Raw genomic sequence first — 16,269 nt, 5'->3', positions numbered from 1 at the left:
TGGAGCTTCAGGCGAGGTCGGGAGGTTCCTTCATGGCAGCGTCATTCCTTCAATCTGCGAGAAAGGAATTAAGATTCCTTGAGACGACGCAGCGCCTATCCCGTCATCGGATGGCCGAAGCCCCAGGCGTTCGCCGAAGCAGCGCCCAGTCGGACCGCCGAACCGACATTCCCGCCCAAGCCTTGAGAAGCCCTGGCGCCTCTGCGATAGGATGGCGCTGAAAGCCATCGCGGAGGAGCTCATCCTGCGTATCGTCGTCGAGCGTGCCCTGCGCCGGAACTGGGACCGCCTGTTCTTCTATGCGCTGCGGCTGAGCGGCAGCCGGGATGCGGCGGCCGATCTGCTGCAATCCTGCGCCATGAAGGCGCTGGCCGCTTCGCCGCCCGAGGAGGACGAGCGCGTCCGGCCCTGGCTGTTCACCATCCTGCGCAATCTCTGGATCGACGAGCATCGCCGCGGGCAGGCCTCCGTGCTCGCCGCCGCGGAAGTGGAAGCCCCTGAGGGCGGCCATTGGCGCCATCACGACCGCCTGATCGCCGAGATCACCGTGCGCCAGGCGTTTGAGCGTCTCGATCCGTCGCACCGGGACATCCTCGAACTGATCGATCTGGCGGGCTTTCGCTATGGCGAGGCGGCCGAGATCCTCGGCATTCCCCAGGGGACCGTGATGAGCCGGATCAGCCGGGCGCGGATTGCGCTGCTCGAGGCGATCGAGGGCGGCAATCTCCGCGTCCTCCCGGCACGGCGCCGCCAGGCGGGTGGGTGACGTGACGACGCGCGAAACCATGTCCTGGGATCTGCTTAACGCCTATGTCGATGGCGAGCTGGAGCCGGACCAGGCGGCTGAGGTCGCAGCCGCGATTGCGGCCGATCGCGAGACCGCCGCGAAAGTCGCGACGCTGACGCATCTGCGTGCCAGCATGCGCGCGCTGCCCCCGCAGGAGGAGGCGCCGGCCTTCGCTTTGCCGCCGCAAACCCGGCCAAAACCCCGGCCATGGCTGCCGGTGGCGGCGGCGCTGCTCATCGCCTGCGGGCTTGGCATGGCCTGGTTCGGCCTGTCTCGCACAGGCCCGGCAGCGTCGCGGCTGACCGCAGCCGTCGCCGCGCATCGGCTCTGGCTCTCGCAGCTCCCGCCCGGCCAAGGGCCCGCCGCCCAGGCGCAGCGCCTCGGCATCGAGCTGGCGGGGGCCGATGTCGACGCCCTGCCGGACCTGTCGCTCGCCTCATTGCGCCTCGTGCATCTGTCGCTCGACCCATCCGTGCGGCGCGGCGGCGGCGTGCTCGCCGGCTATGTCGGGCCCAATGGCTGTCGCGTCGGCCTGTGGATCGCACCCGCCGATGACAGCCTGCCGGGGCGGCCGGCCGCGCAGGATCGCGAGGGTTTCGCGATCCGTGCCTGGCGCGGCCATCATGCGAGCTACGCCCTGATCGGGCAGGGCATCGATCCCGCCCGCCTCGACGGCATTGCCGCACTCGTCGCCAGGCTGACAGAGGATGAGCGCAGCATCCCGCGCGAGCAGATCGCGGCGTTGGCCGAGGCGCGCAGCCTCCGCCCGGCCTGCGTAGGCTGAGGGCTTTTTCTCTCCGCCGGAATTTTTCTCTCGACCTGGAATAAATCGCATCCGCCCGGCGTCGTCTCCAGCGAGGAACATGTCCTCGGGAGAAGACACCATGTTGGAAGACGTCCAGGCGCGGGATGCCGCCGCCGAACCGCATCACGTTTCAGTCCCCGACAGTCCGATTGCGCCACGCGCGTCGCGACGCCTCCTGCTCGGCGGCAGCCTGGCCGCGCTCGGAATCGCGGTCGGCGGGCTGCCGCGGCTCTCAGCCGTCTCGCCCGCCGCCGCGCAGGGCGCACCGACTGCCGCCCCGCCGAAGGGCCCGCAGCCCTTCGATTATCCCGGGAAGGACAAGGGCCTGGTGCTGCTGGGAGACCGCCCGCTGGTCGCCGAGACGCCGGAAAACCTGCTCGATGACGACACCACGCCGATCGCCAAGTTCTTCATTCGCAATAACGGCCAGATCCCGGAGCCGGTGACGAATGCCGAGACCTGGCAGCTGAAGATCGAGGGCGAGGTCGAGAAGCCGCTGACCCTCACGCTCGCCGAGCTGAAATCCCGCTTCGCTGCGCAGACCTTCCGGATGGTGCTGGAATGCGGCGGCAATGGCCGCTCCTTCTACCAGCCGGCGGGACGCGGCAACCAATGGACCAATGGCGGCGCCGGTTGCGCCGAATGGACCGGGGTGCGGCTTGCCGATGTGCTGAAGGCGGCGGGCCTCAAGCCCAGCGCCAAATTCACCGGCCATTTCGGTGCCGATCCGCATCTCTCCGGCGACGCCAGCCGCGATGCGATCTCGCGCGGCATGCCGATCGAGAAGGCGCTCGAGCCGCATTCGCTGATCGTCTGGGCGATGAACGGCGAGCCGCTGCCGCATATCCATGGCGGCCCGTTGCGCCTGGTCGTCCCGGGCTGGCCGGCCTCGCTCTCGTCGAAATGGCTGAACCGGATCCTGGTGCGCGCGACGCCGCATGACGGGCAGGGCATGGGAGGAACCTCCTACCGTATCCCGACCGTGCCGATCGTTCCCGGCTCGAATGCCGACGGCAAGACCAACTTCACCGACATGACCTCGATGCCGGTGCGCTCGATCATCACCGCGCCGGCCAATGGCACGCGCCTGCCCGCAGCGACGCGCGAGATCGCCCTGCGCGGCGCAGCCTGGGCCGGCGATCACGAGGTCGCAAAGGTCGAGGTCTCCTTCGATGCCGGCCAGCGCTGGCAGGCGATGACGCTGGCGAAGCCGAAGAACCGCTACGACTGGGTGCGCTGGACCGGGACGGTGACCTTGCCGAGCGAGGGCTATTTCGAGCTCTGGGCCCGCGCGACGGATTCCCGCGGGGTCGCCCAGCCGCATGTCGCGACCAACTGGAACCCGCAGGGCTACGGCTCCAACCCGTTCCACCGCACCGCGATCCTGGTCGGTTGACGATGCCCGGTCTTCGCTCGCTCCGGATGGCCGCTCTTGCGGCCATCCTCCTCTCCGCCTCCGGCAGCTTCGCCCAGGAGGAGACCCCCGAGACGCTGCCCGATTTCCGCGGCCGCGACGAAACCTTTGGCTACTGCATCGGCTGCCATTCGATGAAGGTCGTCGGCCGGCAGGGCATGGATCGCGCCCGCTGGGACGAAACCCTGACCTGGATGACCGAGAAGCACAGCATGCCGCCGCCCGACCCCGAGATGCGCGCGATCCTGCTCGACTATCTCGCCCAGGCTTTTCCGCCGAAGGCGCCGGCCCAGGCCGGCGGCTGGGTCAGCCCCTTCGCGCCCAAACCATAGGAATAGGACTCAATCGACATGAAGCTTGCCTCTCTCTGGGCGCCGCGCTGCTCGCGGCCGCCGCCTAGATCGCCGTGCGTCCGTTCGGACGCAGGAGCGGCGATCTAGCTCTTTGTTTGAGCATCGGATTCTTCCGAAAACCGGATTCCACTTTTCGGTCCGATGCTTGAGCCGGCCGCGCGCAGGATGCCGCAGCCGGCGAGAAGATCTATGCCCAGTGCCGCGCCTGCCATCAGCTTGGTGATGCCGCAAAGAACACGGTCGGGCCGACGCTGAACGGCGTGATCGGCCAGAAGGCCGGAACCCGCGACGGCTATGGCTACAGCGCCGCGATGAAGGAGTCGGGCCTGAACTGGGACGACGCCACCTTCGCCGACTACATCCAGAACCCGCGCACAAAAGTGCCGGGCACCAAGATGATCTATGCCGGCCTGAAGGACGAGAAGCGGATCGCCGATCTGCTGGCTTTTCTCAAGCAGTTCGATGCGAGCGGCAATAAGGGAGGGTGAGGGGAGGCGCGCGCCAGTTGCCGGTAACAGCCCGCGCATTGCCCCGCTTCTGCCGTTGCTTGAACGGGCGAGGCGGGGCACACAGTCTGCAGCATGTTTGGCATCACCTTGCGCACGCGCAGCGCTGCAAAGCCCTTCTGGGACCTGGTCGACAAGGCCTCGGCCTTTGAGAGCCAGCCCTCGATACGCGCGCTTGGCTATTGGCCCCACATCACGCTTGCTCGGTACCCGGCGATCGAGACATCCAGGCTCGCCGCCGCTGGGGAGGCTCTCGTGGGGGAACCGGCCTTCTCGCTGACCTTCGAGAGGATGGAAGCCTTCGCTACCGAGCCCCTGGTGCTGTGGCTGGAGCCGAGCCGCGATCAGCGCCTGATCGAAGCCCACGCAAGGTTGCATGCACGCGTCGATCCCGCGCTCTGCGACCCGCACTACCTCCCGGAGCACTGGAGGCCGCATCTGACAATCGCGATGGCGGTCCCCGCGTCGCAGCGGGAGGCTGCTCTCGACTTCGCCAGACGCCCGTTCACGCCGTTCACGTTCACCTTTGATGTCGCAGAGTGCGTTTCCTGGCCGCCGGTCAGCATTTTGCAGACGCGATCACTTACCTAGCTAGAAACGGTCATCGCGGCACAAGGGCTGACTGCCACGTCGAACGACTCAACTGACCACTAGGCTCCGGCCATGAAAGGTATCGCGATCTAACCGGCGACATCGAACATCGCGCCGAGATCTACCTTACCCAACTGTACCTGGGGTGGTCTTCAGTATTTGTTGGCGCAGTGTATTGTGCGTTCCACCTGTGTCGAAACCCTTCGCGAGAGGACTGACCATGCGTATTCCTTTGACCGTTTTTCTCACGGCTTTCTTGCTTGCGAATGTCGCGGAAGCCCAGTCGCAGCGGAGGACTCAGGGTGGTGATCGTGGTGAGTGCCGCGAAAAGGCTAGGGAGTCGCATAGAGGAGGGAGGGGACTGTCTCGCGAGCAAATAGTGGAACTGCATCGCGCGTACGTGCAAGAATGCCGGAAAAGAAAAGGGCTCACGCAAAACGGCGAACAAGCATCGCGTATCCTATAGCCAGCGCCAAGGGGTTAGCGATGCAGATAACCCCTCTCATGCAGCCTGAAGAGCCGTTTTCAAATTATCTATGCGTTGCGGCTCTAACGGCAAATTCAACTGCATCTCCAGCCTCGTCAGGTATTACCTGCCAAGTACCAATCAAATCTCCGTATTCGAATATTGCCTGCTCCTCTGCATCGGCAGCGCTCAGGTACCAGGTATCGCCAACGCTCCACGCGGTTCGATCATATCGATACAGGAAGACCCCCTCACCCGTCTCCTCAATCAATAGGACGACGGGGCTACCAAGCAAGTCTCCCTTGTTTTCTCCACCCGTTAGTTCCGAGGGCAGACTTCGATAATGTTTGACGATAGGGGGCAATCTGTCTCCGCCCAGAATGGCATAAGCACGATACATCTGGATTATCTAGCGTAAGAAGCAAGAAGATGCTTTATCTCAAGTGCCGGACTCGCGTAAGGACGCGAGCGCGTGATCAGGGTGGTTCACGCTGTGGAGGTGTCGAGATGCACTCTGCTTCCAATATCGCAGCGCTTATGAACGGTTACGGATTGATCTTCCAGACGCTCATCGAGCACCTGGACGCCAAGGGCAGTCTCGCAAAGGATGACTTACTGACTGAGCTATCTCGCCTCTCGAAATTCATCGAGGCGGACTGGAAGGATTTTTACGGGCCTGGCGCGCAAAGGCTTGACGTCTCGGTAATCCGCGGGGTCGTGGAGGGCCTGAAAGGCGAGAGACCTTACGCGATGCGTGTCCGATTTGGAGAAATTGAAGGCCCTCAGGATCATCATAATGATCGCTGACCCACCGCGGGCCTATGCCCGTTCGCGAATGCTGCCCTGATGATTGGCATCACGGGATGATCGGCCTCTAGCCAATCTCGCGCAATTGCGCGGACAAAAAGCTCGGGTTCTCCCGGGAAATTAGATTGCTCGAGCGCCATCGTTGAAGCCTCAAGCAAGGCCGCCAGTTGCGTGCGATCGTAAACGAAGAGCGCGCCGCTCTTGATGCAGCAGTCCTTCGGGCCAATACTGATTGCGGAAACTCCGCGAGACGATGCCGTGTGTACGACGTCCTTGACCTTCAGGCCGAGGAAAATGCGGACTGTCTGAAGCGGGAGATAGCCGATGATTTTCCCGCAGCCGACGCGCTCGAGGTCGGACAGCGAGGAGGCGCGTTGTTCGTCCGAAATCGTCTGGACCCAAATCGGGCGCCTTCCCATCAGTTGTCCCTCTGACATCGGCGCTGACAGTTCAGCAACTCGTCCTTTCAGCAACTCGTCCTATTATGCAAATCCAACCTACTCGTTCAAAGTCTCGCTCAAATAGGCTGCTACGGCTTCAACCGTATTTCGCGACGACTGCCTTTGTGCCTCCGTGGTTGGTCCCAAAGCCATGTGATCGGTTACGATCTCATCGAGGTAGCGAACGGCTTCGTCCGTCGAACCGCCCGAGCTCAAAATCGACGCGACCTGCAGCATGTAGCTGTCATACTCGCCGGCGGCCGCTGTTCGCCAAGCCTCATGATCGGCACAACGAATGCCGATCGGATCCCACTCGTCCCACGCAATCTGGCGCAGTCGACCTAGCCGGATGTCGGTGGGGTCTTCATTCCCTTCACCGGTCTGGTCGCTAGCGACGCGTGCAACGCCCTTATCCAGCGTTGTCCAATTGGCGACCTCCACGCCCTTCTCATCGAGGACGAGATATCCGGAAACTTCACCAGGCGGCACCTTGATTGCTGCCATATGGCCATTGCTGAATTTTTGGAAGCAGGGCTCGAGGTTGGGAGCTATGGCTGAAAGCTCCTTTTCCGTCACCGCGGTGAGAGCCAGCCTGCCCGCCTCGCAGGCATTTTCTAAGGTCGCGAAAGTGCCAGCAAGCGTCTCATATGGAATCGGGGCCTTCCGGGCTGGGAAAACGGCCAATTTCACCGTGAAGCTCATAGGTGCAGACTGCCATGAAATGCCGTCAATCCAAAGGTTGCTCCCCTCAGTGACCCCGCACCTGGCCTAGAAGTGAGCTGGCGCGGAGAAGCCAAGGACACCGGGAGGGTCGTTAAGCCGATCGCGGAGGCAAGCGCTGTGGCAGAACCAGACCTGCCAATTCTCGCTCCGGGTCTCGACAGTGACGCGGCAGGGATCGATCTCGCTCTCCTGGATTACCTGTCCGCAGAAGCAACAGGGCCCCAATCTAGCCGCGCCGGCGACGATCTCTCCCTCATAATCCGACATCAACCCGTCTCCGTTGATCTGCATGGAAACATCAGACATCGTTACGGCATGCACGAGTTTCCGCCAGCCTCAGAACTCGATCACCTTATCGGTGACACCTTGATGCAGGTTTGTCTCGATCCGTTTGGCCTGCAGTTCCGGTTCGAGCGCAGCACAATCACTTCCGAGCGGGCCGTGGAGCATATCGAGCCAGACGGAACGGCCTGGAGTTACAGATGCGTTGCGGACGAGGCGCCTGCGACGAAGCTGCATCGGCTTGTCGGAAGGCGGGTTACGTCCCTTAGCAGTACTGGAATGCGACTGAGCATCACTTTCGACGACGGAGCAGAGTTGACCATCCTCTCGGACCTTGGCCCCTATGAAGCCGGGCAGATTGGTGGGGGGCGGCAAGTATATTGTGTTTTGATCCGGGCGGCCTCGTCACCCTCGTCGACATGGAGCCATCCGGTGAGGGAAAGGGCCGAGCGACTAAAGGCAATGCATCCGCATCTTATCGCGGACGTCCTGCTGCATGAGACCGCCGCGGTGGGCGCCAAGGACCTATCGCGCCGGGTTACGGGTGTGTCTGCATCCCTGCAGGCTCTTCGCAGGGATGGGATGCTTGCTTGATGCTGGGCGACTTATAGATGCATCCCGGCGAATGGCGCCGTCTGGGATTCGTGTTTCTCACGCAAGAGGGCAGGGAAGCCATTGGTAAAGCGCAGATGTTCTACCTGTGGGAAGGCCGGAATATCGGCGAAGCAACGGTCGTTCGCTAACGTCTGCGCCTAAACGACCAGCCGAGCCAGCGCTGGTTGAAATTGTCTCGATCGGACCATCGCATGGCGAGTTCGCGCGCCGGACCGTCGCTCCGCGCGCCGCTGCACGAAATCTGCACAACAATCCTGAAATCCTGAGCTTTCTCCGGGCGGGCGCTGCAATCTGCTGCTGCATCCCTGGGGCATGGCAGAGATCATCGCTCCCCGTTCCCTCGCATCCAGGCTGCCGCGCCGGCTGGCCAGTGATGGCTGGTGGCTCGTGGCCAGGCCGCTCCCTGCCGAGACCGCCATCCTGGCGTTTCCCGCTCCGCCGCGCGGCCCCCGCGCGCCCGAATCCTCGATCAGCGAAGCCCCATGCCCATGTCCTCCCGTTCAGCAGTGCCTACAGTGCCCATGCCCTCCCCATCAGCCGAGCTGACGGCATCGCCGTCCGCTACCCGCGCGACGCGCTGGCTGACGACCCGGCTCGGGCTCGCCGCCGGCCTGGTGCTGCTGGCCGATCTCCTGTTCTACGGCCATAGGCTCGGCATCTCGCTGGCCTATTTCCTCGCGGCCCTCGCCATCGCCTCGCTCTGGGCGAACCCGGTCCGCGCCAGCGCCGGCAGGCGCACCCTGGCGCTGCTGGTGCTGGGGGCGGGGCTCTTCGCCATCGCCGAGGAGGTCAGCCTGCTGTCCTCCTTCGTCGCCATCTTCTGCACGGCGGCGTTTGCCGTCATTCTCAGCCAGCAGCAGCAGGCGCGCTGGCAGGAACTGCTCCGGCAGGCGCGGCCGATGCTGCTGGCCGGCGCCGGCAGGCTGATCCGGGATATCGGCCGTGTCGGCCGCCTCTCGGCACGACGGCCGCGCGCGTCCTCCGGCAGCGCCTGGCTCATCGGTTGGGTCGTCCCGTTGGTCCTCCTCGGCGTCTTCGCGACCCTGTTCGCCTCCGCCAATCCGCTCGTCGAGATCTGGCTGAACCGCATCGACCTCTGGCTATTGCTCGACCTGGCTTCGCCCTGGCGGGCCGCGTTCTGGCTGATGATGCTCTGCCTGGTCTGGCCGATGCTGCATGTCCGGCTCGCCCGCCAGCGCGCGGCGAAGGCGATCCCGGAAGTGGCGGCGACGACCTTCACGGCCGATCGCCACGGGCTGTTCGGCGACACGGCGATCCTGCGTTCGCTCGTCCTGTTCAACGCGCTCTTCGCACTGCAGACCCTGCTCGACATCGCCTATCTCTGGGGCGGCGTCGCGCTGCCGGACGGCATGAGCTATGCCGCTTATGCCCATCGTGGCGCCTATCCGCTCGTCGTCACGGCGCTGCTGGCGGCGCTCTTCGTCATGGTCGCGATGCGGCCGGCCGGCGCCTCCGAGCGCCATCGCCTGGTCCGGCCGCTGGTCCTCGTCTGGGTCGGCCAGAACATCATGCTGATGATCTCGTCGCTGCTGCGGCTTGATCTCTATGTCGAAGCCTATTCGCTGACCTCTCTCCGGCTCGTCGCCTTCATCTGGATGCTGCTTGTCGCGCTCGGCCTGGTGCTGATCATCGTCCAGATCGTCGGGCGGAAATCGGTCAACTGGCTCGTCTCGGCCAATGCTGCCGCGCTGGCGCTGGCGCTCTACGCCTTCTGCTTCGTCAACGCGCCGGCGGTGATCGCCAACTACAATTTTCGCCATTCCCAGGAACTGCGCGGAACCGGCTCGCGTCTCGACGCCGCCTATCTGACATCGCTCGGACCGCAGGCGATCCCGGCCTTCGATCGCTACACGCCGCGCATTGCCGCCGTCGGCCGCACGGTTCCCAATTCGACCTGGTCCTGGAACCCCAACAGGCTGCCGGGCAACCGTGAGTACATGGCCGATCGGCACCAAAGGGAACAGGCGGATTGGCGGGCCTGGGGCTTTCGCGCGTGGCGCCTGTCGCGTTACTTGGCTAACACTCCCACCGCCCCGTTCGGGGGCACGAGCAGCCCGGCCGCAGCCGGCCAGTGACAGGCACGTGACGATGGCGCCCCGCATTCTTGTGGTCGATGACGACAGTCATATCCGCGAGGTCATCTGTTTCGCACTTGAAAAGGCCGGCATGGCCACGACCATCGCCAGGGATGGCGTGCAGGCGCTGGAGAGTTTTCGGCGGCAGCCGGCCGATCTCGTCATTCTCGACATCGGCATGCCCGAGATGGACGGGCTCGAGGTCTGCCGCCGGCTCCGCAGGTCGTCGGACGCACCGATCCTCTTCCTCTCGGCGCGGGACGAGGAGATCGACCGGGTGCTCGGCCTCGAGATCGGCGGCGACGACTATGTCACCAAGCCGTTCAGCCCGCGCGAACTGGTGGCGCGCGTCACCGTCATCCTGCGGCGCACGCGCTCCGGCCGATCGGCCGGGGCGGCATCGGTGGAGCCGCTCTCCTGGGGGGCGTTGCGGCTTGAGCCTGAGTCGCATCTCGCAAGCTTCGCGGGCAGGGCGCTGCCGCTGACGGGGATCGAGTTCGCGATCCTGAAGACTTTTGCGGCCCGCCCCCGCCAGGTCTTCAGCCGCGAGCAGATCCTGGAAAGCGCCTATGGCGGCGCGATCCATGTCGCCGACAGGACGATCGACAGCCATATCCGCAACATCCGCGCCAAGCTCGCGGCCTCGGGCTGCGGCAGCGCCATCGACACCGTGCACGGCGTCGGATTTCGGCTTGGGCGTTGCGAGGCCGGGAATTGACGGCGCTCGGCTCTTCCGCGGTCCGGGTCGCCGCGAAATGGCGGCCCAATCTCAGCCTCATCGTCTTCCTGATGCTGAGCGCGGTGCTGGCCCTGCCTTTCGTCGGGCTGTTCTTCTTCCGGATCTACGAGAACCAGCTCGTCCACCAGACCGAGGCCGAGCTGATCGCCCAGAGCGTGGCGCTGACCGCTGCCATCCGGCGCGACTTCGAGAACAACCTGCCGGCCGACGCTGCGCTGGGGGCGGAAGTTCCGGCAACGCCAACATCGCTTCCGGACGAGCCGTTCAGGCGGATCCTGCCCAGTCTCGACCTGACGCGCGACAGCCTGCTTGGCCGCCGGCCGGAGGCGCGGGCCGCGTCCCAGCCCGCCAGCGCTGCCTTCCGGGCCGCCGGCGAGCGGCTTTCGCCCCTGCTGCTGGAAACGCAGGCGATCACTCTGGCCGGCTTCCGGCTGCTCGATCCCCAGGGTGTGGTGATCGCCGGGCGCGAGGAGATCGGCCTGTCGCTCGCCCATGTCGAGGAGGTCGCAAAAGCGCTGCAGGGAGGGTTCGCCGCGACCCTGCGGCAGCGCGTCTCGAGCCAGGCGCCGCCGCCGCTCTATTCGCTCAGCCGCGGTACCAGCATCCGCATCTTCACGGCGACGCCGATCATCCTGCGGGATCGGGTCGCCGGCGTGCTCTACGCCTCGCGCACGCCGAGCAACGTCTTCCGTCATCTCTATGAGGAGCGCGGAAAAATCGTGCTGGCAGGCCTGTCCGTCGCCGCGCTGACCCTGCTGATCGGCCTTGCCTTTCACCGGACCATCACCCGCCCGGTGCATGAGCTGATCGCGCGGACGATGGCCATCGGCCATGGCGACCGCAGCGCCATGCGGCCGCTGAAAAACCACGGCACGGCCGAGTTCGCGCGCCTGTCGCAGAGCTTCCTCGAGATGGCCGGCAGCCTGAACACCCGCTCCGATTTCATCGCGACCTTCGCGGCCCATGTCTCGCACGAGCTGAAATCGCCGTTGACCTCGATCGAGGGCGCCGCCGAGCTGCTGCGCGACGATGGCGACGGCGACGGCCCGGTGATGAGCGAGGAGAAGCGCCGCCACTTCCTCGGCAACATCATCGCCGACACCCATCGCCTGACCGCGATCACCAACCGCCTGCGCGAACTCGCGCGCGCCGAAAGCACGCCGACCGGCGGCACGACCAGCCTGTCTCCGGCGATCGCCGGACTGCGGCGGGATTTTGCCGGCATCGAGATCCGCACTGGGGGCTATCTCGACAGTGCCATCCGCATCTCGGCCGAAAACCTTCAGATCATCCTCGCCCATCTCACCGACAATGCGCTGCGCCACGACGCAACCGAGCTTGATATCGCCGCGGTCACGGAGGGAGATCGGCTTCGCGTCACCGTTCGCGACAACGGCAGCGGCGTCTCCCCGAACAACCGGGCGCGGATTTTTGACAGCTTCTTCACCACGCGCCGCGACAGCGGGGGAACCGGCATGGGGCTGTCCATCGTCCGCTCCATGCTCAACGCCCATGGCGGCGCGATCGGGCTTCTCGACGACGAGCCCGGCACCGCCTTCGCCCTGACATTGCAGCGGGCGCCCGAGGCGGAAACCCATGCCTGAGACGGGCCATGTCTGAGACGAGCCTGCCTGAGGCGAGCCTGCGCTCGCGCGGGATGATGATCGCCCTTTGCCTCGCGACGATTGCCTCGGGGTTGCTCCTGCGCCGTTTCGGGATGGGCTTGAGCCTGCCGTTCGGCATCGTGAAATATGGCGGCTCCCTTCTCTGGGGGACGATGGTCTACCTATTGCTGGCCGTCATCGCCCTGCGGCAGCCTGCGTCCTGGCTTGCAATCCTCGCCGCGCTGATCGCGCTTTGCGTTGAGCTGAGCCGCCTCCATCACACGCCCTGGCTCGACGCCTTCAGGCTGACGACGCCAGGCGCGCTGCTGCTCGGGCGTGTCTTCTCGCTCTGGAACCTGGCGGCCTATGGCGCCGGCATCGCGCTCGGCTGGGCGACCGACCGCTTCAGCGGACGCGGTGCCTGATTCGCACCGGTGCCGTCAGGTTACCCGCGACCGCCGCACCATGGCCGAACGGGCGCCACGGCAATCACCGAATTGCCTCTGCAATCCCAACATTGCCCCCAAAAAGCCAGAAAATTTCGGGGACACCCACGCTACCGTTTTCGGGTCGGCTGCGACCCAGCCGACACTCCTGACGTTACTGAAAGGACAGGCATACATGTCGATTCTCAACACTCTGCTCGGCGACACCGCTGTCGATACCGGTAGCACGCAGGCCAGCGCGGCAGTGGCGACGAACCCGGAACTGGGGCTCAACCTCTCCGACGTGTTGCAGGTGGATGCGGGCGATAGCGGTGCCGGCTTCACCGGCATTGGCGACCTCGGCCTCGGCCTGTCGGCTCCGACCCTGGTGGGCGTCGGCCTGTCGAATGACGGCATCGGCGCTTCGACGACCGACACCCAGGGGGGCGGCGGCTTGCTCGGCGGCCTCCTCTGAGGCGTCACTGAGACATTGGGGCGGGGCCTTCGGGCTCCGCCCCTCGTGCCGCCATTCTTTTCAATCCTCGGATCCGCGCATTGATGTCTCCGAATGTGCCGTCTCGCGATGAATTGCGCGACGCGCTGATCTCGCAGTGGCGTCATTTCATGTTCGCCGGGCTGTTTTCGAGCGTCATCAACCTGCTCTATCTCAGCTCGCCGCTCTATTTGATGCAGGTCTACAACCGCGTCCTGGTCAGCGAGAACGTCACGACGCTGGCCATGCTGACGCTGATCCTGACCATCTCGCTTGCGACCATGGGTGCGCTCGACGTCCTGCGCTCGCAGATCCTGATCCGCTGTGGCGTCAGGCTCGACGCCATGCTCTCGGGCCGCGTGTTCGAAGCCCTGGTGGTGCGCTCGGCGCGTCAGGGGCACTCGCGCGGCTCGCAGCCCCTGCGTGAGCTCGACCAGTTCCGCACCTTCATCACCGGCCCCGGCGTCTACTTCGCCTTCGACCTGCCGTGGATCCCGCTCTACCTGCTGCTTCTCTTCTTCATTCATCCCTGGCTCGGCGCTCTCGCAACGCTGGGCGCCGCCGGCCTTCTCGGGCTCGCGCTCCTCAATGAGCGTATCACCCGTGGCTCGCTTCGGCTGTCGGAAGCCGCCGGAACGCGCTCCTTCGTGTTCACCGAGAACATCCTGCGCCATTCCGACGTGGTGGTGGCGATGGGCATGCAGCCGGCGATCGAGCGCAACTGGTCGGCAAGCCGCGACAGCATGATGAGCGAGCAGGCCAAGGCGAGCGACCGCAACGCGCTGGTGGCGTCAACCATCCGCTTTGCCCGGCTGCTCCTGCAGGCCCTGATGCTGGGCGTCGGCGCCTGGCTCGCCATCGATCACCAGATCATGCCGGCGACCATCTTCGCGGCCAGCATTGTCATGGGTCGGGCCCTCGTTCCGGTCGAGCAGGCGGTTGCCACCTGGCGCCAATTCAACGAGGCCCGCGAGGGCTATCTCAGCGTGCGCACGCTCCTGGCCGAGGTGCCGGCGGTGGAACACCGCACCGTGGTGCCGCCGGCCGGGCACGCGCTCAGCGTCAGCGACATTGCCTTTTCGGTCCCCTCGCGTCGCGATCCCATCATCAAGCTCATGAGTTTCACCGTGCAGGCAGGCCAGGCTGTCGGCCTGGTGGGGCCGAGCGGCTCGGGCAAGAGCACGCTCGCCCGGCTTCTGGTCGGCGCGATCGCCCCATCCGATGGCGCGATCCGCTTCGGCGGCCTCGACTATAGCCAGTGGGAGCGCAGCGAGCTCGGACGGCGCATCGGCTATCTGCCGCAGGATGTCGGCTTGTTCACCGGCACGGTGCGCGAGAACATCGCCCGCTTCGGCGACGCCTCGATCGACGACATCGTCGAGGCGGCCAGGATGACCGGTATCCACGAGATGGTGCTGGATCTGCCGGACCAGTATGACACGCTGCTCGGTCCGGGCGGCGTCGGCCTCTCAGGCGGCCAGCGCCAACGCCTGGGCCTCGCACGCGCACTGATTGGCCGCCCCTCGCTGCTGGTCCTGGACGAGCCCAACGCCAATCTCGACAGCCAGGGCGAAGAGGCTCTGCGCAATGTCCTCCTGGCCTTGAAGGCCGCGGGCACGACCATCGTGGTGGTCACACACCGCAACACCGTGCTCGACGTGGTCGACGCACTGATGTTCGTGCGTGGCGGCCGGATGGAAAAGCTTGGACCTCCGGCGGACGTCTACGCGCATATCAAGGCCACCATGCTGCCGGCGCGCGACAGCGCCACGGTCACGTGAGGCGGTCATGACGATGACGACCCTCGATCTCACGGCGTTCCGGCGCGGCCTCTATGCGAATGTTCAAACCCCGGAGCGGCTTGGCCTCCTGGTGCTGGCCGGCTTTGTCGGCACGCTGACGCTCTGGGGTGCGGTCGCTCCGCTATCGGGCGCCGCGATCGCGCCTGGCATCTTGCAGGTGGAGGGCGAGCGACAATCGGTTCAGCACCCTTTTGGCGGGGTCGTGCAGCGCCTGCGCGTGCGCAACGGCGACCAGGTCACCAAGGGCCAGGTGCTGATCGAACTCTCGGACGCCGACCCGCGCGCCCGTCTCGATGTGCTCAATGGCGAGCGTGACCAGTGGCTCGCCGAGGAATCCCGGCTGATCGCCGAACGTGACCGCCGCGCCGAGCCGGACTTCGCCAGCCTTGCAGCGCGCAGGTCCGAGCCGGAGGTGGCCCAGGCCATGGCGAATGAAAGCGCCCTGATGGCGGCGCGCGCTCGCCAATACGCCACCGCGACCGATATCCTTCGCCAGCGCCTCGCCCAGCTCGGCGAGGTGAAATCCGGCCTACGAGCGCAGATTGACGGGCTCACGCGCCAGCGCGGCTTTCTGGACGAAGAGGCGACCGGCGCACGCCAGCTGCTGGCGTCCGGCTATACGCCGCGGACCCGCGTGCTGAACCTGGAGCGAAACCTGGCCGCGCTCGATACCGAGCGCGGCCAGAAGCTCGCCGAGCTCGCACGTGCCGAAGAAGCGGCGGGGGAAGCGGAGCTCGAGCTGGCCAAGCAGGAGCGCGGCCATGTGGCCGAAGTGACCGAACAGCTCAGGCAGGTGCAGGCCAAGCTTGCGACGCTGGCCCCGAAGATCGCGGCAGCCGCTGACATGCTCGAACGAACCCGGGTGACGGCGCCTGCGACCGGCGCCGTGGTCGGACTCACCGTTTTCACCGAGGGTGGCGTGGTCCAAGCCGGTGCGCGGCTGATGGATGTGGTCCCCTCCGACAATCCGTTGGTCGTCGATGCCAGGGTCCGGGTCACCGACGTCAGCGACGTCGCGCCGGGACGGGGCGCCGATGTCCGGCTGGTCAGCGTCAACCGCAACGAACGGCCGCAGCTGCGCGGCGAGGTGACCATGGTCTCGGCGGATCGGAGCGTCGATGAGCGCTCGGGTCAGGCCTATTACCCGATCAAGGTCCGGCTGAACGCCGAGGACGTCAGGAGGTCCTCCCTCGAACTGAGGTCCGGCATGGCGGCTGAGGTGGTGGTGACCACCCAGGCGCGTACCCTGATTCAATATCTCGCCGGCCCATTGCTCGACGAGATCACCGGCTCGTTCCGAGAGAAATAATGAGGGAGGACA

16 protein-coding genes and 1 pseudogene are annotated in these 16,269 nt (G+C 65.5%); 15 read left to right on the top strand and 2 right to left on the bottom strand.

Features of this window, described 5'->3' with window-relative positions; all coding sequences use genetic code 11:
- Positions 1-211: 211 nt before the first annotated feature.
- The 7 genes and pseudogenes from FG93_RS04775 (at position 212) to FG93_RS04745 (ending at position 5,729) form a co-directional block, all read left to right on the top strand.
- Positions 212-766, top strand: a complete 555-nt coding sequence (locus tag FG93_RS04775) for an RNA polymerase sigma factor (RefSeq protein ID WP_081881308.1) — start codon at positions 212-214, stop codon at positions 764-766.
- Between the two features lies 1 nt (position 767).
- A complete protein-coding gene (locus tag FG93_RS04770) occupies positions 768-1,571 on the top strand; it encodes an anti-sigma factor (protein WP_152579309.1) in 804 nt (267 codons plus the stop codon).
- Between the two features lie 100 nt (positions 1,572-1,671).
- Complete coding sequence (locus FG93_RS04765) at positions 1,672-2,988, top strand: sulfite oxidase (RefSeq protein WP_244448497.1); 1,317 nt, start codon at positions 1,672-1,674, stop codon at positions 2,986-2,988.
- A 26-nt stretch (positions 2,989-3,014) separates the two neighbouring features.
- Positions 3,015-3,338 (top strand): hypothetical protein, encoded by a 324-nt coding sequence (locus tag FG93_RS04760; RefSeq protein ID WP_210165823.1) that lies wholly within the window; start codon positions 3,015-3,017, stop codon positions 3,336-3,338.
- A 176-nt stretch (positions 3,339-3,514) separates the two neighbouring features.
- Positions 3,515-3,847 (top strand): annotated as a pseudogene (locus FG93_RS04755) (cytochrome c family protein); the annotation flags it as partial.
- A 93-nt stretch (positions 3,848-3,940) separates the two neighbouring features.
- Positions 3,941-4,456, top strand: a complete 516-nt coding sequence (locus FG93_RS04750; protein ID WP_043232432.1) for a 2'-5' RNA ligase family protein — start codon at positions 3,941-3,943, stop codon at positions 4,454-4,456.
- A gap of 973 nt (positions 4,457-5,429) precedes the next feature.
- Entirely contained in the window at positions 5,430-5,729 is a 300-nt protein-coding gene (locus tag FG93_RS04745) for a hypothetical protein (RefSeq protein ID WP_043232429.1), read from the top strand.
- Here the strand turns inward: FG93_RS04745 and FG93_RS04740 are convergent.
- Both FG93_RS04740 and FG93_RS33485 read right to left on the bottom strand, forming a co-directional pair.
- Entirely contained in the window at positions 5,714-6,202 is a 489-nt protein-coding gene (locus tag FG93_RS04740) for a hypothetical protein (protein ID WP_161783771.1), read from the bottom strand. The two genes, FG93_RS04745 and FG93_RS04740, sit on opposite strands and share 16 nt — an antisense overlap.
- Positions 6,203-6,226: 24 nt before the next feature.
- The gene (locus tag FG93_RS33485) at positions 6,227-6,871 is read right to left on the bottom strand and encodes a hypothetical protein (RefSeq protein ID WP_052513379.1); all 645 of its coding nucleotides are present in this window, start codon (positions 6,869-6,871) and stop codon (positions 6,227-6,229) included.
- Positions 6,872-7,009: 138 nt separating this feature from the next.
- On the opposite strand from FG93_RS33485, the gene FG93_RS33260 reads away from it, so the two are divergent.
- From FG93_RS33260 to FG93_RS04685, 8 genes are all read left to right on the top strand, one after another.
- Positions 7,010-7,768 (top strand): hypothetical protein, encoded by a 759-nt coding sequence (locus FG93_RS33260; protein WP_200878069.1) that lies wholly within the window; start codon positions 7,010-7,012, stop codon positions 7,766-7,768.
- A 542-nt stretch (positions 7,769-8,310) separates the two neighbouring features.
- Positions 8,311-9,885 (top strand): DUF4153 domain-containing protein, encoded by a 1,575-nt coding sequence (locus tag FG93_RS04715; RefSeq protein WP_052513378.1) that lies wholly within the window; start codon positions 8,311-8,313, stop codon positions 9,883-9,885.
- Between the two features lie 13 nt (positions 9,886-9,898).
- Entirely contained in the window at positions 9,899-10,603 is a 705-nt protein-coding gene (locus FG93_RS04710; protein ID WP_043232421.1) for a response regulator transcription factor, read from the top strand.
- Positions 10,604-10,674: 71 nt separating this feature from the next.
- Positions 10,675-12,228 (top strand): cell wall metabolism sensor histidine kinase WalK, encoded by a 1,554-nt coding sequence (locus FG93_RS04705; protein ID WP_052513395.1) that lies wholly within the window; start codon positions 10,675-10,677, stop codon positions 12,226-12,228.
- Between the two features lie 8 nt (positions 12,229-12,236).
- Positions 12,237-12,653 (top strand): DUF2809 domain-containing protein, encoded by a 417-nt coding sequence (locus FG93_RS04700; protein WP_200878068.1) that lies wholly within the window; start codon positions 12,237-12,239, stop codon positions 12,651-12,653.
- Positions 12,654-12,849: 196 nt separating this feature from the next.
- On the top strand, positions 12,850-13,128 hold the full coding sequence (locus FG93_RS04695; RefSeq protein WP_043232419.1) for a hypothetical protein: 279 nt from the start codon (positions 12,850-12,852) through the stop codon (positions 13,126-13,128).
- Positions 13,129-13,211: 83 nt separating this feature from the next.
- Positions 13,212-14,927, top strand: coding sequence for a type I secretion system permease/ATPase (locus tag FG93_RS04690; RefSeq protein WP_244448496.1), 1,716 nt, complete (start codon positions 13,212-13,214; stop codon positions 14,925-14,927).
- A 7-nt stretch (positions 14,928-14,934) separates the two neighbouring features.
- Positions 14,935-16,257 (top strand): HlyD family type I secretion periplasmic adaptor subunit, encoded by a 1,323-nt coding sequence (locus FG93_RS04685; protein ID WP_081881305.1) that lies wholly within the window; start codon positions 14,935-14,937, stop codon positions 16,255-16,257.
- Positions 16,258-16,269 lie beyond the last annotated feature (12 nt).

The sequence above is a fragment of the Allobosea sp. LC85 genome, assembly GCF_000735605.1.
GTDB lineage: Bacteria > Pseudomonadota > Alphaproteobacteria > Rhizobiales > Beijerinckiaceae > Allobosea.
This window is presented reverse-complemented; position numbering and strand designations above follow the sequence as displayed.